Source organism: Tenacibaculum sp. MAR_2009_124 (genome assembly GCF_900105455.1).
In the GTDB taxonomy this organism is placed as follows: Bacteria; Bacteroidota; Bacteroidia; order Flavobacteriales; family Flavobacteriaceae; genus Polaribacter.
Window position 1 is genome coordinate 349,734 of record NZ_FNSF01000008.1, and the last position, 19,470, is coordinate 369,203.

General features: G+C 32.5%; 20 protein-coding genes. 13 read left to right on the forward strand and 7 right to left on the reverse strand.

Annotated features, from left to right (window positions below; all coding sequences use genetic code 11):
* Positions 1–9: 9 nt before the first annotated feature.
* Complete coding sequence (locus tag BLW23_RS21535; RefSeq protein ID WP_255362857.1) at positions 10–633, forward strand: NAD(P)H-dependent oxidoreductase; 624 nt, start codon at positions 10–12, stop codon at positions 631–633.
* 34 nt (positions 634–667) lie between these two features.
* Here BLW23_RS21535 and BLW23_RS21540 read toward each other — a convergent pair whose 3' ends face one another.
* Entirely contained in the window at positions 668–1,090 is a 423-nt protein-coding gene (locus tag BLW23_RS21540) for an alpha/beta hydrolase family protein (RefSeq protein ID WP_093673834.1), read from the reverse strand.
* A gap of 382 nt (positions 1,091–1,472) precedes the next feature.
* On the opposite strand from BLW23_RS21540, the gene BLW23_RS21545 reads away from it, so the two are divergent.
* On the forward strand, positions 1,473–3,590 hold the full coding sequence (locus BLW23_RS21545) for a M48 family metallopeptidase (protein WP_093673836.1): 2,118 nt from the start codon (positions 1,473–1,475) through the stop codon (positions 3,588–3,590).
* 37 nt (positions 3,591–3,627) lie between these two features.
* Here the strand turns inward: BLW23_RS21545 and BLW23_RS21550 are convergent, their stop codons facing one another.
* Positions 3,628–4,023, reverse strand: a complete 396-nt coding sequence (locus BLW23_RS21550) for a hypothetical protein (RefSeq protein ID WP_143032256.1) — start codon at positions 4,021–4,023, stop codon at positions 3,628–3,630.
* Between the two features lie 142 nt (positions 4,024–4,165).
* Between BLW23_RS21550 and BLW23_RS21555 the strand changes: the two genes are divergently transcribed.
* Positions 4,166–4,423, forward strand: a complete 258-nt coding sequence (locus BLW23_RS21555; protein WP_093673840.1) for a hypothetical protein — start codon at positions 4,166–4,168, stop codon at positions 4,421–4,423.
* 158 nt (positions 4,424–4,581) lie between these two features.
* Here the strand turns inward: BLW23_RS21555 and BLW23_RS21560 are convergent, their stop codons facing one another.
* From BLW23_RS21560 to BLW23_RS21570, 3 genes are all read right to left on the reverse strand, one after another.
* A complete protein-coding gene (locus BLW23_RS21560; RefSeq protein WP_093673842.1) occupies positions 4,582–5,097 on the reverse strand; it encodes a hypothetical protein in 516 nt (171 codons plus the stop codon).
* Between the two features lie 215 nt (positions 5,098–5,312).
* Positions 5,313–6,077 carry an alpha/beta fold hydrolase gene (locus BLW23_RS21565; protein ID WP_093673844.1) on the reverse strand — a complete coding sequence of 255 codons (765 nt, stop codon included), beginning with the start codon at positions 6,075–6,077 and terminating at the stop codon, positions 5,313–5,315.
* 10 nt (positions 6,078–6,087) lie between these two features.
* Positions 6,088–6,804, reverse strand: coding sequence for a pyridoxine 5'-phosphate synthase (locus BLW23_RS21570; protein WP_093673846.1), 717 nt, complete (start codon positions 6,802–6,804; stop codon positions 6,088–6,090).
* 84 nt (positions 6,805–6,888) lie between these two features.
* Between BLW23_RS21570 and BLW23_RS21575 the strand changes: the two genes are divergently transcribed.
* From BLW23_RS21575 to murI, 8 genes are all read left to right on the forward strand, one after another.
* Entirely contained in the window at positions 6,889–7,548 is a 660-nt protein-coding gene (locus BLW23_RS21575; RefSeq protein ID WP_093673848.1) for a CBS domain-containing protein, read from the forward strand.
* A gap of 33 nt (positions 7,549–7,581) precedes the next feature.
* Entirely contained in the window at positions 7,582–8,478 is an 897-nt protein-coding gene (locus BLW23_RS21580) for an NAD kinase (protein WP_093673850.1), read from the forward strand.
* Between the two features lie 105 nt (positions 8,479–8,583).
* On the forward strand, positions 8,584–9,264 hold the full coding sequence (locus BLW23_RS21585; RefSeq protein ID WP_093673852.1) for a type IX secretion system protein PorG: 681 nt from the start codon (positions 8,584–8,586) through the stop codon (positions 9,262–9,264).
* Positions 9,265–9,269: 5 nt separating this feature from the next.
* Positions 9,270–10,022 carry an isoprenyl transferase gene (locus BLW23_RS21590; RefSeq protein ID WP_093673854.1) on the forward strand — a complete coding sequence of 251 codons (753 nt, stop codon included), beginning with the start codon at positions 9,270–9,272 and terminating at the stop codon, positions 10,020–10,022.
* Complete coding sequence (gene bamA, locus BLW23_RS21595; RefSeq protein WP_093673856.1) at positions 10,015–12,585, forward strand: outer membrane protein assembly factor BamA; 2,571 nt, start codon at positions 10,015–10,017, stop codon at positions 12,583–12,585. The genes BLW23_RS21590 and bamA overlap by 8 nt, the downstream gene beginning before the upstream one ends.
* Positions 12,586–12,649: 64 nt before the next feature.
* On the forward strand, positions 12,650–13,456 hold the full coding sequence (locus BLW23_RS21600; RefSeq protein ID WP_093673858.1) for an OmpH/Skp family outer membrane protein: 807 nt from the start codon (positions 12,650–12,652) through the stop codon (positions 13,454–13,456).
* Between the two features lie 39 nt (positions 13,457–13,495).
* Positions 13,496–14,005: an OmpH/Skp family outer membrane protein gene (locus BLW23_RS21605; protein ID WP_093673860.1), complete on the forward strand. Its 510-nt coding sequence runs from the start codon at positions 13,496–13,498 to the stop codon at positions 14,003–14,005.
* A 72-nt stretch (positions 14,006–14,077) separates the two neighbouring features.
* A complete protein-coding gene (gene murI, locus BLW23_RS21610; RefSeq protein ID WP_093673862.1) occupies positions 14,078–14,872 on the forward strand; it encodes a glutamate racemase in 795 nt (264 codons plus the stop codon).
* On the opposite strand, the gene BLW23_RS21615 is transcribed toward murI, so the two are convergent.
* Both BLW23_RS21615 and BLW23_RS21620 read right to left on the reverse strand, forming a co-directional pair.
* A complete protein-coding gene (locus tag BLW23_RS21615) occupies positions 14,869–15,849 on the reverse strand; it encodes a PorP/SprF family type IX secretion system membrane protein (protein ID WP_093673864.1) in 981 nt (326 codons plus the stop codon). The two genes, murI and BLW23_RS21615, sit on opposite strands and share 4 nt — an antisense overlap.
* An 88-nt stretch (positions 15,850–15,937) precedes the next feature.
* Positions 15,938–16,777, reverse strand: a complete 840-nt coding sequence (locus BLW23_RS21620; protein ID WP_093673866.1) for an AraC family transcriptional regulator — start codon at positions 16,775–16,777, stop codon at positions 15,938–15,940.
* A 135-nt stretch (positions 16,778–16,912) separates the two neighbouring features.
* Here BLW23_RS21620 and BLW23_RS21625 point away from each other — a divergent pair, with 135 nt between their 5' ends.
* Together BLW23_RS21625 and BLW23_RS21630 are read left to right on the forward strand one after the other, a co-directional pair.
* Complete coding sequence (locus tag BLW23_RS21625; protein WP_093673868.1) at positions 16,913–17,821, forward strand: dihydrodipicolinate synthase family protein; 909 nt, start codon at positions 16,913–16,915, stop codon at positions 17,819–17,821.
* Positions 17,822–17,850: 29 nt separating this feature from the next.
* Positions 17,851–19,458, forward strand: coding sequence for an aldehyde dehydrogenase (NADP(+)) (locus tag BLW23_RS21630; RefSeq protein WP_093673870.1), 1,608 nt, complete (start codon positions 17,851–17,853; stop codon positions 19,456–19,458).
* Positions 19,459–19,470: the final 12 nt, after the last annotated feature.

The following is a 19,470-nucleotide window of genomic DNA, read 5'->3' on the forward strand; positions in this document are numbered from 1 at the left end:
GTTTGTTTTATGTTACATCTTTCTTTGTCATATAATTCAAACTTAGAAGACATCATAAAAAAAACATTAATAATCAATGGGCATCCTGACAAGGACAGCTTTAACCATGCATTGGCAAACTCCTATAAAAAAGGATTGGAAAAATCGAATGCCATTACCGATCAAATTAACTTGATTGATTTGGATTTTGACCCAATATTAAAGTTTGGCTATAGAAAAAGAATGGAACTTGAACCAGATTTACTAAACGCTCTCGAAAAGATAAAAAACGCAGATCATTTAGTTTGGGTTTTCCCCGTTTGGTGGTGTGGTTACCCTGCTATTCTAAAAGGCTTTATTGATAGAACATTTTTACCTGGAATTACTTTTCAACCTATCAAAGGAAAGCCTTTTCCTAAGAAGTTATTAAAAGGTAAAACCGCTAGATTAATAATAACATCTGATACTCCTTCATGGTATGACTATTTATTTATGAAAAGGCCAACCATAAATCAATTCAAAAAAGGAGTGCTAGAGTTTTGCGGAATTTCTCCAGTGAAAGTCACCTTTTTGTCTGTCATCAAAGATTCATCAGACAACCAAAGAAACAAATGGCTAGATAAAGTATTTGAGCTAGGTGTTCATATGAACTAATAGCTTTCGAGATAAAAAAATCATCTCGAAAGCTTTATTCTTTCACGACCTTTTTTATGATCTTATTAAATTTATTTTGCTCGCGTAAATATTTATCAAACCATTCAATAACTCTTTTCTCAACATCTCTCCTATTCTTGCTTAATTTGTGATTATCGCCAACATAACTTACAAACTGATACGGAAACCCACTAACCTCAAACTTCTTTACCAATTCAGTTGACTGACCATAACTTACTAATTGATCGGCAGTACCATGCAGAATAAGAAGTGGAATTCTATTAATTTCAGCATCCCATAGAACCGCCGAACGTTTATTCAATTGATTTTCTTTATCCTCTTTATAATTTGGAATTATCTGCGAATGCATGTTCTTTTCCAACTCCGGTCGATTTTGAACCGAATTAAAGGCTATTGCATACAACATTGCATTCTTAACATTCTTATAAGCTGCCATGAAACTACCAAATGATTTTAAAATTTCATACCCTAACCCAGTAAACTCTTTTTTCTTTAAAATTTCATTTTAACGGAAGTCTCCAAAATTCTCCCTTAACTCTTCCGAGTTCTTAAATAAAACCTCTTTACTAACCGAAGAAACACTTAACAATAAAATCGAAAAAGCAACACCTAATACCACTACAGCAATAAACAAAAAACCTTTTTAACAATTCCAGAACCTCCATGATTAACTATTTTAAAATAAGCCCCGTACTACTAATTTTTATTACAATTCCGAATTAAAAATATGAAATACAGAATTATCAAAACTACATCTCACAAACTTCGTAGTAATTCATTTTTAGTATATTTACCTAGATAAAAAAAGAAAATTAAAAATGATTGCTGTTAATTACTATCCAAAAAGCCCTAAGGGGATTTCAAAAAATTTCACAAAACTTCCATCATCTTATATTACAAAATCAATCTTAGCGATTATTGCTATTATATTATTTTTTGTTTTATACGCTTGCTTGGTTTTCGCTACAGGCTACTTAGCATATATTGCCTTGATTTACGATATCGGGCAGGTAAATAAAGCTACTATTTTAATGAAAATAGGAGCTGTTGCTGGAAGCGCAATGCTTTTTGTTTTTACATTAAAATTTATATTTAAACTTAAAAATCCCAAACCACAGAATCGGATTAAACTGAACAAAACAAAACACCAAAATCTCTGGAATTTTGTAATTAAAATTTGCGAAGAAACAGGCGCACCAAAACCTAAAAATATTTTCATCGATCCTGATGTAAATGCTTATGTCGCATATTCCAATATTTGGCTTAGCTTATTTTTACCCATAAAAAAAGAACTTACTATTGGTTTAGGCTTAATAGACTCGCTTAACCTTACTGAATTTAAAGCTGTTATCACCCATGAGTTCGGCCACTTTGCCCAAAAAGCAATGAAAATTGGAAGTTATATTAACTCGGCGAATACTATTATTCATGATATGATATACAATAGAGATAGCTGGGACAATTTACTTGATGAATGGAGAGCCTCAGATATTCGTTTATCTTTTGCTGCTTGGATTATTACACCTGTTATTTGGATAATTAGACAAACACTTGCTTTGTTTTATCAATTCTTAAACATCATGTATTCTTCCTTATCAAGGGAAATGGAGTTTAACGCAGACAAAGTTGCTGTAAGTACCTCCGGAAGCGATGCAATTATTGCCGCTCTATGGAAACTTGATGTCGGTTTCGAAAACTGGAATAACACCATTGAACATGCCTATTTAGCTTCAAAAAAGAAAGTATTCACTAAAAATTTATATACTCACAACCAAATTGCTCATGACAAAGTAAAAGATTCTCAGTTAGAAAAACTAACAAACCTTCCTAAGCATTCGATGGGTGGAAAAAAATATTTTTCTTCTTCCGAAAACTCAAAAGTAAGTATGTATGCTAGCCATCCACCTAACAATTTGAGACAAGAGAATGCAAAGTCTCCATATATTGAATGCGGTTCAGATGATCGTTCTCCTTGGTTACTCTTTGAAAAAGCCAATGAACTTCAAGAAGAAATGACCTTGCTTGTTTACAAACAGTATATAGGTAAAGAATCTCTTGAATTCTCAACTTCAACCGTTTTTGAAAACTTTATCATTCAAGAAATGCAAGGAAAAGAACTTCTTGCGGAATATCAAGACACTTTTTTAAACAGGTTTTTGTTTATTGATGCTCATGACGAATTACTAAAAAGAGCCAAAGAAAGAGAGGCGGTTTATCAAAATGACATCACGTATTTGAAAGAAAGCCTGACAACATTAATGAATCCTGTAAAAGAAATTGAAAACTTAATGAACAAAGCTGTTGAAATTTCTCAAGGAACTACAAAAGATGTTTCTTTTAACTTTCAAGGTAAGGAATACAATAAAAAAGATCTTCAGGAAGGATATGAAACAATGGTTGCAGAACGCGAAAAAATATTTAATGAAAACTTTAAAGATTGGGATACTCGCTTTTGTGCTATTCATTTGAACTTAGCCATTCAAAACAATAAACAAGATGAGCTATTAAAGATATACAAACAACACCAAGTTATCATTGAAATTTATAAAGGTATAGTTGCTGTAAAAAACACAATTTTTGAAGATCTACAACAACTGCAAACTAAGTCAGAAGTAGAGCAATCAGAAATAGCAAAGTTTATTAGTAACGTTAAACAGCTTACTGAATCAAACAACACTATTTTAGATGCTATCGATAAAATAGAATTTATTCCAATGTCAAATATTGATGATGTTCAGGAATTCAAGGAAGCTATTGTTGATGATGGGATATTTAGAAAAGAAGAAGGTAATCTTTTGGAAAATGGTGGTTTTGACAAAACCGTAATAAAAATAGATAATGCTATCAATAATTGTCAACGAATAGAACAAAAAAGTATTGGCCTGATTTTAATGTTTCATCATCAGCTTCATGAAAAAGTTAAAGCTTTTAACTAAAAATTAAACACATTACAAACAACTAAAAACCTCATTCTTATGAGGTTTTGTTTTTTATGAAATTTTCAATTTGAATATTTAACATTTTACCAATTTCTTCATCTTTTGATAGTAATTCCAGAAGATTTTCTTTGATTTTAGTGTTTAATAATGAAACTTCATAAGAAGAAGACGGTTCTTGCACTAAACCATCGATACCTCTCTCTAAAGACATAGTTCCTCTGCCAGTTAGTAGCCAAGTAGGATCCACTTCTGGAAAAGCATGGAGAATTTTGTTTAACACATTACTTTTAAAAGAAGCCTTTCTTCTAATAGCTGTACCTATTGAATTATTCGATACATCAATCTTTTCTTCAAAAGACCTAATGTTCAACTTATTTACTTCAATAATTTTAGCTACTCTTTTGTAAGTATCATCTATAAAATCAACCATTTTGAAATAACTTTTTTCTAAAAGTTTATAATTTTGTTTTATAATTAGAATTTTGTTTGTATATTTGAAAAGCATTAAGTACAAAACTCGTACAAATATAAATTAAAAGTGCTATCATTTTCCAAAAAAAGACTTGCTGTTTATGATATCATCAACTCAACGAAAAGAATTAGAACGAATTAAACCACCAAAGTACAGAGAAAGGGTCAGGCAATATTTAGCCCAAAATGGGCATTGCTTTTCCATAGAAACCATTCAAAAAGTTTATTCGGGTAAAAGAAACAATATCATCATAACAGAAGCTATTTATGAAGTATTTAGCCGTTATAAAAAAGAAGCAGATAACATAACCTCTAAGATAAATACAATTATTGCCGATACTCCAAAAGATATCTCTTAAATATTAGCATTTTATGGATGGGGCAACACGGGGTGGAAATGTAAGGTTTTCCGCCTCGTTTCTTCCTAAAACATTCTTCTAATTATTATTTTTGTAAGGCCGCCTAGAAACTAAGCGACCTTGACTTAAAACTGAATCTAAAATATTAGTGTTTAGCTTTAATCAGCAAGCAACAGTAACTGAGCAGCTGCTCCTTTTGCTCCATCACTCCCAACTGTTCCTAACACACCAATTTCTTTAGCTCCTTCAGGATTCCCACTGTAGTAAACTGAGGCTTTTTGATACACATGATTACTTGCATAAAAACCAAGCTCCTTACCTCCTTCTGGGTTTCCACTATAATACACGCTTGTTTTTTGGTAAACTCTATTCTTTTGTATGAATCCTAGCTCTTTTCCTCCTTCTGGATTACCGCTATAATACACACTGGTTTTTTGGTAAATTCTGTTGTTCTTAATAAAACCAACTTCTTTAGCCCCTTCAGGATTTCCACTATAATAAACACTGGTTTTCTTATAAACCCTATCATTACTAAGAAACCCAAGCTCCTTACCTCCTTCGGGGTTTCCGCTATAGTAAACACTCGTTTTTTTGTAAACTCGACACTGAGCTGTAGCTCCTAAAATTAGAAATAGCCCAAAGACAAACAATAGTAGTACTTTTTTGTTTTTCATTTTAAATAATATTTTTAGTTTGGTTATAATTAGCCTGCAAAACAACTTAAAACTATTATTTAAAACAATTGGGAATTTTACTAAAACTAAACTCAGTAAAAAGTCAACGATACCTAGTAAAAACACTTAGAACACCGAGTTATTTATTAATTTATTTGAGCATAAAAAATTCCGACCATTTGGTCGGAATTATATATTGTAAAATTAATTTACTTCTAAATAAAATCAATAACAGCTTTAAAAAACTCATTTGGATTTTCTGCATGTAGCCAATGACCTGCATTTGAAATATCTTTTATTTTGGCTTCTGGAAAATGAGCTTTTATTAAAGGAATATCATCAGAGGTAATATAGTTTGATTTTTCACCTGACAAAAATAAAACCTTCCCTTCAAACATAGTAAACGATGGAAGTGCTACTCCAACTTCTCTATTATTTTCAGTTAACGACTTTAAATTAAACCTAAAATCTAACAGCCCCTTTTCCTTCCAATAAACACTTTTCAACAAGAACTGTCGCACTCCAACTTCTGGAATCAATTCAGAAACTTTCTCATCAACTAATTTTCTTGAATTCTGCTTACTAAAATCAACTGAATTCAGTGCTCCAAGAATATCATGATGATGCGGAGGATAATCTCTCGGAGAAATATCTACTATCACTAATTTATCCAATAAATCAGCATTTTCGACAGCAAATAACATGGCAGTTTTCCCTCCCATAGAATGACCTAGAACATGAGGTTTCTCAATTGAATGATACTCTATATAACGAAATAGATCTTGAACCAATAACTCATAATCAAATGCATCCGTATGAAAACTTCTACCGTGATTCCTTTGGTCAATTAGATGAACTTGGTATCCCTCTGCCGCAAATTTATTGGCGTGAGATTTCCAGTTATCTCCCATACCAAAGTAACCATGAAGTATCAGTAATGGTTTCCCCTCACCAACAATTCTTGAATGTAAAATATCCATACTTAAAAAATTATCCTTTAAGTCGATGTAAATACATATTCACTACATTTTCTATCCCTAAATAGAGGCTCTCAGAAATTAAAGCATGCCCGATCGAAACTTCCGCTAAATTTGGAATACTTTTCTTAAAAAACTCAATATTATCCAAATTTAAATCATGCCCTGCATTAATACCTAATCCTAAATCATGAGCCAAAATAGCTGCATCAGTATAAGTTTTAACAGCATCCTTATTTCCTTTTGCAAATTCCGTTGCGAAATTTTCAGTGTACAACTCAATTCTGTCTGTTCCAATGGTTCCAGCCGCTTCTATCAACTTCAAATCTGCATCAATAAAAATTGATGTTCTTATTCCAGCTTCTTTAAACTCAGCTATTACATCTTTTAAATACGACTGATGAGTTACAGTATCCCAACCAGCATTCGATGTTAAAACATCATTTCCATCAGGCACCAAAGTAACCTGTGTTGGTTTTATATCTAATACCAAGTCTTTAAACTTCGGAATTGGATTACCTTCAATATTATACTCAGTAATAACTACTGGCTTTAAGTCATATGCATCTTGATAACGAATATGTCTTTCATCGGGTCTTGGATGAATAGTAACACCTTCGGCACCAAACTCTTGAACATCTTTAGCAACTTGTAATAAATTTGGAACATTCCCTCCTCTCGAGTTACGTAACGTCGCTATTTTATTTATATTTACACTTAACTTTGTCATTATAAAAATTGCTTGGTATATTAGTAAAGCTTTATTGCTATGCAAAAGTAAATCATTAAATCATTTTAACCTATATTCGTGCTAATGAATATTAACGATTTTATACTTAACGAAATCCGAGAACTTCACCTTGATCACACCGTGGGTTCTGCTCAGGAATTATGTAGAGAACTGCCAATTACACATATACCAATTGTAAAAAACGGAAAATTGGTTGGCTGTTTGCCTGGTAGTGATATTCAAACGATTGATAATAAAGAAGCTCTTTTAAAAGAATATGATTACCTTCTTGACCATTTTTACACCAGTGAAAACGCAACTTTACTCGACTTAATTTCTTTGTTCGCTGATAATGATAGTAACTTAATTCCGGTTTTAGACAAAGAACTCAACTACATTGGATATTATGAATTGGGTGATATCTTAGACGTTTTAGCCGATAGTCCATTCCTACATTTAGATAGTGATACATTAATTGTTGAGAAGAATAATACGGACTACTCCATGAGTGAAATTTCTCAAATAATTGAGAGTAACAAAGGAAAACTTTTAGGAATGTATATTTCATTTGAAAGCCCAGAAACTATTCAAATTACGTTAAAAGTTTCAACAGATGTTATTAATGATATTATCCAAACTTTTAGAAGATATGATTATACTGTAGTTACGCAACATGAAGACGACTCTTACTTAGAAGAACTTAAAGACAGAGCAAGGTATTTGAGAAAGTACCTAGATATGTAATCAAAGTATCTTAACCTAAATTAGACCAATATTTTGAAAAAAGTAGCTATATACGGCCAAGCTTATACAATTTCTTCTGAAAAAGAAATTAAAACATTACTTTCTATTTTAAATAAGCACAATGTTGTGGTTTTCTTTGAGCAAGATTTCTACAATCTATTAACGCAACAGCTGTCGCTTGATAAAAAGTACCCAACATACGCGCATTTTAACGATCTTTCAAACTCATTCGATGTACTATTCACTATGGGAGGAGATGGAACCATATTAAGGGCTGTTACCTATATTAGAGATCTTAACATTCCTATTTTAGGAATAAACACGGGAAGACTAGGTTTTTTAGCTACTGTTCAAAAAAATCAAATAAATGAAGCTATTGCCTTATTACTTAATAAGGAATACACAATTCAAGAAAGAACCTTGTTAGAAATTAAAACGAATCCAGAAACAAAGGAATTCTCTGAAATTAATTTCGCACTTAATGAAATAACCGTCGCCCGAAGAAACACAACTTCTATGATCGGCGTAAAAACATACTTAGATGGCGAGTATTTAACGAACTATTGGGCTGATGGACTAATAATTGCAACACCAACAGGATCAACGGGGTACTCACTGAGTTGTCATGGCCCCGTAATTTTACCTAACTCAAAAAGTTTAATTATAACTCCTATCGCGCCACATAATCTTAACGCTCGCCCCATGATTATCCCTGACAACACATCAATTGAGTTAAAAGTAAATGCACGAGAGAAGGACTATTTAGTTTCGCTAGACTCAAGAATTGCTACAGTAAATATAGGAACTAGCATTTATATTAAAAAAGCTCCTTTTACCATTAAAAGCATTGTCTTGAAAAATCAATCGTATTTAAAAACACTCAGGAGTAAACTATTATGGGGAGAAGACACGCGAAATGAAGCACTTTAACGCTCCTTCCACAATAATTTGATGAAAAAAAAGTTAATCAGAAAAGACAATTTATTAACTTTTTAAAGCAAATTCAAATTACTATATTTGCACGCTAATTTTACAATGAGAAAACGAGTTACATTTATATTATTTACAATAATTTCGACTATTACCCTAGCTCAAAGCCATGAAATAGGGGCTTTTATCGGTGGCTCTAATTTCATTGGTGATATTGGTAGAACCAACTACATTTATCCAAATAAATTAGCGGGAGGAATTGTTTACAAATTCAATATTAACCCAAGAATAGCGCTTAGAGGAAATTATACATACATTCCAACTTCAGCCAATGATGCAGATGCTGATAATCCTTTCAGGCAAACTCAAGGAAGAAGTTTTTCAAACACCGTTCATGAATTTGCGGCTGGAGCAGAATTCAACTTTTTCGACTATAATATTAGCGATTATAGAACTACCTATACTCCATATATATTTACTCAAATAGCTCTTTTTAATTACAAAAGCCCTGCTGAAATGGTTTCTAATAATATCATTCGTCTTGAAAGTAAATTTTCTTATGCCATTCCTTTTGGAATTGGTGTTAAGGGGTTACTCTTTGACAATCTTGCTATTGCTTTTGAAATAGGCGCTAGATATACCTTCACTGACGATATCGACTATAGCACCCCAAAAATTAACAACTTAAATTTTGGAGGAAATGGAAATGATTTATATACCTTTACAGGTTTATCAATTGTTTATACCTTTGGAAGACCACAATGTTATAGTGGATTAACAGAATAACACATATGGAAAAAAAATTACGAAGCATTAATTTACATAAGGTTCCTAATCATATTGCCGTCATCATGGATGGCAACGGTCGATGGGCAAAAGGTAAAGGAATGCAACGTGTTTTTGGGCATAGAAATGCTCTTACCGCTATTAGAGAAACTGCCGATACAGCTTCTGATTTAGGCGTAAAATTCTTAACAATGTATGCCTTTTCTACTGAGAATTGGAATAGACCAAAACTTGAAGTAGATGCTTTAATGAGCTTGCTTATTACTACTCTGAAAAAAGAACTACCTGAATTTATGAGAAAAGATGTGAGGGTGAATGCTATCGGAAACACCGAAAGCTTGCCTAAATCTGCTCAAAAAGTTCTCAGCAATGTAATAGACAAAACCAAAGACAATCAGAAAATTACATTGACTTTTGCCCTTAGTTATGGTTCAAGAGAGGAAATTGTTAACGCTATTAAAAACATATCTAAAAAAGTTGTTAATAATGAAATAGAAATCGAAAAAATTAACGAGAAAATTATAAATAATCATTTATATACGTTTAATTTGCCAGACGTTGATTTGATGATACGTACAAGTGGGGAACATAGAATAAGTAATTTTTTACTATGGCAAATGGCATATGCAGAGTTATATTTTACAGATGTACTGTGGCCTGATTTTAGAAAAGAACACCTTTTTAATGCCATATTAGATTATCAAAACAGGGAAAGACGATTTGGAAAAACAAGTGAACAGATTGAAACCAATGAATAGAAATTCATTTTTATTTGCACTAATAATTACTGCTTTTTTTGCAGTTAATTTAAAAGCACAAGAAATAGCTAAAGATAGCACAAGTACAACAGGTGTTATTGAATACGAAAAAGGGAAAGAATATGTTTTAGGGGGTATTACAGTTACGGGATTACAGAAGTTCAGTGAGCAAACCGTTAGAGTTTATACGGGACTAGTAACTGGTCAACCACTCAGACTTCCAGGGGATAAACTTACGAGTGCAATTAAAAAACTTTATGAAAGTAAACAGTTTAGTGAAGTAGACGTTTATCTATCAAAAAGAGACGGTGAAACAGTGTACCTTCAATTTGATGTTGAAGAGCTTCCTCAACTTACTGAAATAAACATAAACGGTGTTAGTAAATCAAAAGCTAAAGATTTACAGAAAGAAACTGAACTTAGAAAAGGTGTAATGGTTACTGATAACTTAATTGTAACCACTCGAAATTATATCAAGAAAAAATATACAGATAAGGGTTATTTAAAGGCCAAAGTTTCTGTTGACACGAAAAAAGACACCTCAGATGTAAATACGGTTACAATGAGTATTTTTATTGATAGAGGAGATCGTGTTAAAATTAAAGAGATAAACTTTACTGGAAACGAAGCCGTTTCTGATGCCTCTTTAAGAGGTGCAATGAAAAACACTAAGCGTAAGTTTTTAGGGCGTTTTTGGAAATCTTCTAAATATGTTATCGAAGACTACAAGGAAGATTTAGAGAAGATTCTTGAAATGTATAGCGAAAAGGGATACAGAGATGCAAGAGTTTTAGCTGATAAAGTTACTTGGAACGATGATAATACGATTAACTTAGAAATAGACTTAGAAGAAGGTCGTCAATATAGATTTGCCGATATTCTTTTCGTTGGTAATAAAAGTTATACTGATAAGCAGTTACAGGCTCTTTTGAGAATTGAAAAAGGAGATATTTATAACGGAAAAGTTCTTAAGGAAAGAATTTCTGGTGATGGAACTCCCTCTTCTCAAGATATCCAAACTCTTTACCACAACAACGGTTACTTATTTTCTCAAGTAAACGCGGTTGAAACAAAGGTAAAAAACGACTCAATTACCGTAGAAGTACGTATTAGAGAAGACGAGCAAGCTACCATCAAAAAGGTTACCGTATCAGGTAATGACAAAACGAATGATCATGTTATTTACCGAGAACTTCGTGTAAAACCAGGTGATCTTTTTAGCCGACAAAATATTATTAGATCTATTCGTGAAATTGGTCAATTAGGATTTTTCGACACGAATGTTACTCCTGATGTAAAACCTAATTACCAAGATAAAACGGCCGATATTGACTTCTCAGTTGTTGAAAAAGGAGGGAGTCAAATAGAGCTTCAAGGAGGTTACGGTGGAGGATCTTTCATTGGAACTTTAGGTTTATCATTCAACAATTTTTCGGTAAGAAACATATTCAATAAAGAAGCTTATAAACCATTACCTATGGGAGATGGTCAGAGCCTTTCATTGCGTTTACAAGCGAGTAGAACATTTAATACCTATAGTTTCTCATTCACTGAACCATGGTTAGGAGGAAAAACACCACAATCATTATCATTCTCTGTATATATGTCTAATCAATATCGTTTTGATTTTAGAACAAATACAGTAGACAGAAATCAAAGTTTAAGTATTATTGGTGCGCAAGTTGGTTTAGGAAAGCGTTTAAGATGGCCTGATGATTATTTCAGCCTGTCTCAATCGATCAGTTACCAACGTATCGAGCTTCAAAACTATGGATATAGAGTAGGGGCTTCGACTGATGCATTTTTAAGTGAAGGTGATCTTAACAATTTAGCATATACAGTTGCGCTTACCAGAAACTCGGCAGGACCAAGTTTAATTTTCCCAACCTATGGTTCTGAATTTACAATTCGCGCAAAAGCTACTTTACCATACTCATTAATAAACGGAAAAGATTATACCAGACCTGATGATGCCTTCCCTGGATCACCTAAAGAGCAGTCTTATTTTGCCGATAAGTATAAGTGGTTAGAGTATTATAAGTTATCTGCTAAAGGTAAATGGTATACCCAATTAGCTAACAAATTAGTTTTAATGTCTAATTTCGAATTAGGATATTTAGGAACTTATAATAATGAATTAGGTTTAACACCAGTAGAACGTTATTTTGTAGGAGGTGATGGAATTGCTCAAGGGCAGTTAGATGGAAGAGAAGTAATTGGTCTTAGAGGATATGAAAACAACAGAATCTCTTCAGTTGATGGAGGTGCTATTTATAACAAATTCCAATTAGAATTACGTTATTCAATAACCGATAAACCATCAGCGTCTATCTATACATTAGGATTTTTAGAAGCAGGTAATTCTTATGACAATTTTAGTGACTTTAATCCGTTTAGATTAAAACGTTCAGCTGGAGTTGGTGTACGTATCTTTATGCCTGCCTTTGGATTGCTAGGTATAGACTTTGGTTATGGGTTTGATCCGTTACCAGGATTTGAAGATACAATTGACCCGACTAATTCAGGTTGGCAAACACATTTTATTATTGGAAGACAGTTCTAAAACCATACATTTGTAATGTGTCTGGTTTTTTGGCACGGTTTTTTCTAAACACATTATATACAAGATGAAAAAAAACATTCTTACAATCGTTCTTTTACTTATAGTAACTGTATCTTTTGCACAAAAAAGTCAACGCTTAGCCTATATTGACATGGATTATATTCTTCAGAATATTCCTGAATATATAGACGCACAAAATGCATTAAATGCGAAGGTTGAAAAATGGCGCAATAAATTAGATAAAGAAGCTCGTAATATTGAAGTTCAAAAAACCGATTTAGCTAATGAAAAAGCAATATTAACGAAAGAACTTATTGAAGAGCGTGAAGAAGATATACAAGTGAAACAAGAAGCATTGAGACGTTTAGAGTCTTTATACTTTGGTCCGAGAGGAGATATGTTTAATTTAAGAAAACAACTTATTCAACCTGTACAAGACCAAGTATACAATGCGATTCAAGATATTGCAAAAAGAAAGAAGTACGATTTTGTTTTTGACAAATCTTCTGAATTAGTAATGTTATATTCTAATAAAAAACACGATATTAGCGACCTTATTGTGAAAATGATCAAAATTGATCAAAAACAACAAGCGAAAAAGGAGAAAATTGAAGCTAAAAAAGAACTTTTAAGTAATAAAGGTGATTTAAGCGACAAACAAAAACAACGAGAAGCTCTTAAACAGAAAAAAATAAAAGAAAGAGAAGAAAGAATTAAAAAAATTGAAGAACAAAGGAAATCTCGTTTAAAGGCTCAAGCTGACAAAAGGAAGCTTCTTAAAGAGAAAAAAGAAGCCTTGAGAAAAGCCAAAGAAGCTGAAAAGAAAAAGAAAGAATTAGAAAAGAAACAGCAAGAAGAAAAAAACAAATAAATCAAGAATAGAGATAATTATTAAATCAAAACAACAGAAATGAAACATTTAAAAAAGTTATTATTAGTTGCAATTTTTACAGTTGGATTAGGTGGTGTTGCTAACGCGCAAAAAACTGCACATATTAACACTGATAAATTGTTATCTAGCATGCCAGAAACTAAGGCTATGCAAGCAGAATTAGAAAAATTAAAGAAGACTTATAACGACGATATTGAGAGTTTAATTAATAAACTTAAAGCTAAAATAACTAAATACGAAGCTGAGGGTAAGAGTCAAACTCAAGAAGAGAATCAAAAAAGAGCTATTGAAGTTCAACAAGATAGACAAAAAATTGCTCAAGCTGAACAACAAGCAGCGCAAGAATTACAGAAAAAATATCAAGAGAAAACTCTTCCTATTTTAAAGAAAGCTGAAGATGCAATTAAAGCAGTAGCAGCAGAAAAAAGTATTATCTATGTATTTGACGCTGCTCCAGGTAAAGGGTTAATCGTATACGATAAAGGTGAAGACATATACAATGCTGTAAAAACTAAATTAGGTTTTTAATACATTCTAAACTCATATAATAAAAAAACCTGCTTTCCACAATAGAGCAGGTTTTTTTATTTTTGTAACACTATGACAAAAACAATTCATCCCATTGGCATATTCGATTCCGGTATAGGAGGCACCTCTATTTGGAAAGAAATTCACAGCCTCTTACCTTTTGAAGACACACTTTATCTTTCCGATAGTAAAAATGCACCCTATGGAAATAAAACAAAGGATGAAATTGTTCATTTAGCTATTAAAAACACTGAATACCTATTAGAGAAAAACTCTAAAATCATAGTTATTGCGTGCAATACCGCTACTACTAACGCAATAAAGGTTTTAAGACAAAATTACGATGTACCTATCATAGGTATAGAACCTGCAATAAAACCCGCAGCATTGCGCACACAAACAAATATTATAGGTATTCTAGCTACCAAAGGAACCTTAAATAGCGAACTGTTTGAAACGACATCTTCAAATCTAATATCTAACCCGAAAATAATTGAACAAATTGGCGAAGGTCTTGTTGATTTAATAGAAAATGGAAAGATAATATCTGAAGAAATGGATGCTCTTTTAAACAAATACCTCAACCCTATGATTGAAGCTAATGCCGATCATATAGTATTAGGTTGTACCCATTATCCTTATTTAAAACCTCAAATACAAAAAATTGTGGGCTCTTCAGTTACAATTATCGACTCTGGGCATGCCGTAGCAATACAAACTAAAAATGTATTATCTAAACATCAGCTCTTAAATACGCAAAAAAGAACCGCTACAAATCTGTTTCTAATTAACAAAAACAAATCCGTTTTAAGCAATATATTAAGTGATTATTTACCTTCAATAAGTATCGAAGAAGTAGATTTTTAAAATAATCTACCATTAATATTTGGACATGCAGATCCTCTTCTTTTTCTACACAATACATTCATACCAAAAGATAATTGATGAAAGTTTCCGTCTCCAAATACAACATCTCCGGATTGCTTTGTAAATGTATATCCAAACATATACCTTTTATAGTTTACACCTACAAATGGTGACACGTAATTTGAATCTCCGAATATACTCCCATCGAAACCTTTTCTATACGAAATACCACCCCATAGTTGTGCTTTACTATTTTCAAGTGTTTTATATACTTTCATATTCAAATCAACAAGTTTCTCACCTGTTTGATCCTTATATTGAAACATAAATGATGGCTCAAACTGAATTTTGTCCTCGTCTCCGAAAAAGTATCCCGCACCAAGAACATAATTTCTTAAGTTTAAAGACTCAAATTCCTCATTTAATTGACCCTTTGCCGAAAGCAAAATATTTTTTATCGTTAAATATGATGAAAATCCACCATAATGATAAGCCATCCCAAAATCAGCATTGAAATACAAATTACTCTCCACTACCTGACTTACCGTCGGATCATTAAAAAAATTGGTTTGATCCACCTGATTTTGCACAACCGACATTGATAATCCAAACGACAATTGATTAAACTGATTTTCATTTCCTAAAAGTAAATGATATGCATAAGTACCTTGAAGTGCCTTTTGTGAATGAAAACCATTTTTATCATTAAACAAAACAACACCATAAGCTGCTTTAGAATCTGGTCCTACTTTAGAATGAAAACTCAATGTTTGTAATTCAGGAGCATTTCTTACTCCTGCCCACTGCTGTCTCGCAGTTAATCTAATTTTTGCACATTCACCAACACCAGCTGCTGCCGGGTGAATTAAAAACACATTATCAGATAAATAATCGAAATAAATTGGTAATGTTTCTTGAGCCCGAACTTTAAGTCCAAACGAAACCAGCAAAACGAGAAGAGTTACGTTAATTTTCATGTAGCATATAGTAATAGGATGTCAAATATAAACAACCGCATTCAAAAAATTGTTAATTTTTTAAAAAACCACACTTCTCCTTAACATTTTAGAAACTAATACGGTATTCAGATGGTGTCATTTTCTTTAACTCTTTAAATTTTCTATTGAAATTAGACAAATTATTAAAGCCAGCCATCTCTGAAACTTCAGTAATTAAATATTCTTTATTCTTTAAAAGTTTACAAGCTCTGTCAATTCTAATTTCATTTAAAAAAGTGAAGTATGTTTTATTCGTTCGTTGCTTAAAATATCTACAAAAGGCATTTACGGTTAAATTTGCTATCTCAGCCACATCTACCAAATCAATCTTTCGCGAGTAATTTTCTAATGTAAAATCCATAATATTCCGCATTTTCTTACCTTCATTATCCGAATATTCTTTATTATCAATAAAGCTAGACAGTTTCTCTATTTTCCCCTTCCTCAATAACTTTAAGATACTAAAGAAGTAGAGAAAACGGTCGAAATCACTACCAGCCATCAATAAATCAAAATAAGTATACAGTTTTCCTTTATCAAACTTTACCCTAAACCCTGTGCGAGAATTCAAAAAGAATTCGTCCATTTCTCTAAAGTCATCCAATTCAAAAAACTCCTTCCCAAACGAATATTTTGTAAAAAACAACGATTGCATAAACGATTCCTTTTCTGAAGACACTTCTGCTTTAAAAATATGCGGCTGATTCGACCCAATCACAAAAATATCGCCGTCGGAATATTCATGAATTGCATTTCCAACTAATACCGTTCCTTTTCCACTTACAATTCTAGTTATTTGTATTTCATCGTGCTCATGTAATTTATCGAAAAAGAACTTTCCTCTATCTTCCTGATAGGTTACTCCTAAATTTTTAGTCTTTGGAATTTTAAATGGTAAAACGATCATAATCCTATAAAACTATAAAATATATGCTAATAAACATTTAAACATATCAATAAAAAGATAATATACTATTACTATCAGGTAATTTAAGGCTAAAATATATTTCAATTTGATTTTAAATTTGTTAAAAACTAAAATATGAATATTCAATGGAAAGGGGTTATGCCAGCTGTAACCACAAAATTCACAAATACTGATTCTTTAGATTTAGAAATGTTTGAGGTAAATATCGAAGCTCAATTAAAAGCTGGAGTTCATGGTATTATTTTAGGAGGGACTTTAGGGGAAGCTTCTACTCTATCCGGCCAAGAAAAAAGTGTCTTAATTAAAGAAACTGTTCGTATTGTTAAGGGAAACATTCCCGTAGTTATGAATATTGCCGAGCAGACCACCAAAAACGCTATATCAGCAGCACAGAAAGCTGAAGAGGATGGGGCTTCTGCCTTAATGATGTTGCCTCCAATGCGATACAAAGCTGATGCTAGGGAAACAATAGAATATTTTAAACAAACCGCGAACGCTACCTCATTACCAATTATGGTATATAACAATCCTATTGATTATGGAACAGAAGTCACACTAGATATGTTCGAAAGTTTGCTAGATTCTTGTCCAAATATTCAAGCCGTTAAAGAATCAACCAGAGATATTTCTAATGTAACTAGAATAAAAAATCGCTTTGGCAACAGACTTGCTATTTTAAGTGGTGTTGACACCCTTGCCCTTGAAAGTTTGGCGTTAGGTGCAGACGGTTGGGTAGCTGGATTAGTTTGTGCTTTTCCTAAAGAAACCGTGGCCATTTATAGCTTAATGAAGCAAAAAGAATACGACAAAGCATTACAGATTTACAGATGGTTTTTACCATTGTTAGAACTAGATATTAATACTAAATTAGTACAGAATATAAAATTAGCAGAAGTAGCAACTGGAATTGGTACGGAAAATGTTCGTGCTCCAAGATTGCCCCTTATCGATAAAGAGCGAGAAAATGTTCTTCAAATAATAGAAAATGGTATAAAAACCAGACCTAACTTATCTAAGTTATAAACTATTCAACAACAAAACTTAAAAATCTCATGGCAACAACTACCATCACAAAAATTTCAGGTCAAAACTACATAGGAAATAAGTTATCAGCAACAGGTAAAACAACATACAAAACATATAATCCTGAATTACAAAAAGAAAACAGCACGCTCTTTTACGAAGCTTCCAACGATGAAATAAATCAAGCGTTATTTATAGCTAATCAAGCTTTTGAGGACTACAAAACTTTTCCTGGTAAAAAAAAATCGGAGTTTTTGAATAAAATAGCTGATGAAATTTTAAATCTTGGAGACACTTTAGTTACAACCTATTGTTCAGAAACAGGGCTTCCTCCAGGAAGAGCTATTGGTGAAAGAACAAGAACCATTTTTCAATTGAGATCTTTCGCAGAACTTGTTAGTAATGGATCATGGGTTGAAGCTAGTATAGATACTGGGGTTCCAGACAGAAAACCAATGCCCAAACCCGATTTAAGGAGAATGAATATCCCCTTAGGTCCAGTAGTTGTTTTCGGTGCAAGTAACTTTCCTCTTGCTTATTCAACAGCTGGAGGAGATACAGCTGCCGCTCTTGCAGCCGGCTGCCCTGTTATTGTAAAATCACATCCAATGCATGCAGGCACAGGAGAATTAGTTGCCTCCGCAATTATAAAAGCTGCAAAAGAAACAGGAATGCCAAATGGTATTTTTTCAAATTTAAATTCTAAAGGAATCGAAGTTGGTCAAAAACTAGCGGCTCATTCACAAGTTAAAGCTATAGGTTTTACAGGTAGTATACAAGGAGGTAGAGCATTATTTGATATCGCTTCTAAAAGAGATATTCCAATTCCAGTATTTGCTGAAATGGGTAGCATTAACCCTGTTGTTATACTTCCTGATGCCCTTAAGACTCGTGGAGAAGAATTAGCTAAAACCTACGCCAACTCAATTACCTTAGGCACAGGGCAATTTTGCACAAACCCTGGTTTAATTCTTGGAATTGAAAGTGATTATTTTAATAACTTCATTAATCATTTAAGTAAAGAGATTATAAAAATAAATCCAACCTGTATGTTAAATCCTTCTATTAAAAAGGCTTTTTCAAACAATCAGAAGAAAGTAGTTGAAGAAAAAAATGTATCCGTAAAAGTTACTTATAATAAAGAAATATCTAATGAAAACTACGCCCCACAAACACTAGCTATTGTTTCTGGTGAAAACTTTATAAGCAACCCTAATCTACAAAAAGAAGTATTCGGTCCCTTTTCGTTATTAGTTAAATGTGCAGACAAACAGGAGCTAGAAAAAGCCATTTCTTGTTTAGAAGGACAACTTACAGGTACAATTTTAGGAAATATTTTAGAAATAAATAAGTATAATTATTTACTTTCGCTCTTATATTCTAAGGTAGGGCGTATCATTTTCAATGGTGTACCAACAGGCGTGGAAGTATGCCCGTCTATGGTTCATGGTGGCCCTTATCCTTCTTCAACAGATTCGAGATTCTCAGCTGTTGGAACAAGTTCTATTAAAAGATGGGTAAGACCTTTTAGCTTTCAAAATTGGCCAAATGAGTTATTACCTGAAGAATTAAAAAATGAAAATTCATTAGGTATATTACGATTAGTTAATAACCAATTAACGAATCAACCAATATAATATACTGACCTA

What these genes read in the sequence shown, in the direction of transcription:
- BLW23_RS21535 (WP_255362857.1), top strand. Translation starts at nt 10, where the DNA reads ATGTTACATCTTTCTTTGTCATATAATTCAAACTTAGAAGACATCATA.
- BLW23_RS21540 (WP_093673834.1), bottom strand. Translation starts at nt 1,090, where the DNA reads ATGGCAGCTTATAAGAATGTTAAGAATGCAATGTTGTATGCAATAGCC.
- BLW23_RS21545 (WP_093673836.1), top strand. Translation starts at nt 1,473, where the DNA reads ATGATTGCTGTTAATTACTATCCAAAAAGCCCTAAGGGGATTTCAAAA.
- BLW23_RS21550 (WP_143032256.1), bottom strand. Translation starts at nt 4,023, where the DNA reads ATGGTTGATTTTATAGATGATACTTACAAAAGAGTAGCTAAAATTATT.
- BLW23_RS21555 (WP_093673840.1), top strand. Translation starts at nt 4,166, where the DNA reads ATGATATCATCAACTCAACGAAAAGAATTAGAACGAATTAAACCACCA.
- BLW23_RS21560 (WP_093673842.1), bottom strand. Translation starts at nt 5,097, where the DNA reads ATGAAAAACAAAAAAGTACTACTATTGTTTGTCTTTGGGCTATTTCTA.
- BLW23_RS21565 (WP_093673844.1), bottom strand. Translation starts at nt 6,077, where the DNA reads ATGGATATTTTACATTCAAGAATTGTTGGTGAGGGGAAACCATTACTG.
- BLW23_RS21570 (WP_093673846.1), bottom strand. Translation starts at nt 6,804, where the DNA reads ATGACAAAGTTAAGTGTAAATATAAATAAAATAGCGACGTTACGTAAC.
- BLW23_RS21575 (WP_093673848.1), top strand. Translation starts at nt 6,889, where the DNA reads ATGAATATTAACGATTTTATACTTAACGAAATCCGAGAACTTCACCTT.
- BLW23_RS21585 (WP_093673852.1), top strand. Translation starts at nt 8,584, where the DNA reads ATGAGAAAACGAGTTACATTTATATTATTTACAATAATTTCGACTATT.
- BLW23_RS21590 (WP_093673854.1), top strand. Translation starts at nt 9,270, where the DNA reads ATGGAAAAAAAATTACGAAGCATTAATTTACATAAGGTTCCTAATCAT.
- bamA (WP_093673856.1), top strand. Translation starts at nt 10,015, where the DNA reads ATGAATAGAAATTCATTTTTATTTGCACTAATAATTACTGCTTTTTTT.
- BLW23_RS21600 (WP_093673858.1), top strand. Translation starts at nt 12,650, where the DNA reads ATGAAAAAAAACATTCTTACAATCGTTCTTTTACTTATAGTAACTGTA.
- BLW23_RS21605 (WP_093673860.1), top strand. Translation starts at nt 13,496, where the DNA reads ATGAAACATTTAAAAAAGTTATTATTAGTTGCAATTTTTACAGTTGGA.
- murI (WP_093673862.1), top strand. Translation starts at nt 14,078, where the DNA reads ATGACAAAAACAATTCATCCCATTGGCATATTCGATTCCGGTATAGGA.
- BLW23_RS21615 (WP_093673864.1), bottom strand. Translation starts at nt 15,849, where the DNA reads ATGAAAATTAACGTAACTCTTCTCGTTTTGCTGGTTTCGTTTGGACTT.
- BLW23_RS21620 (WP_093673866.1), bottom strand. Translation starts at nt 16,777, where the DNA reads ATGATCGTTTTACCATTTAAAATTCCAAAGACTAAAAATTTAGGAGTA.
- BLW23_RS21625 (WP_093673868.1), top strand. Translation starts at nt 16,913, where the DNA reads ATGAATATTCAATGGAAAGGGGTTATGCCAGCTGTAACCACAAAATTC.
- BLW23_RS21630 (WP_093673870.1), top strand. Translation starts at nt 17,851, where the DNA reads ATGGCAACAACTACCATCACAAAAATTTCAGGTCAAAACTACATAGGA.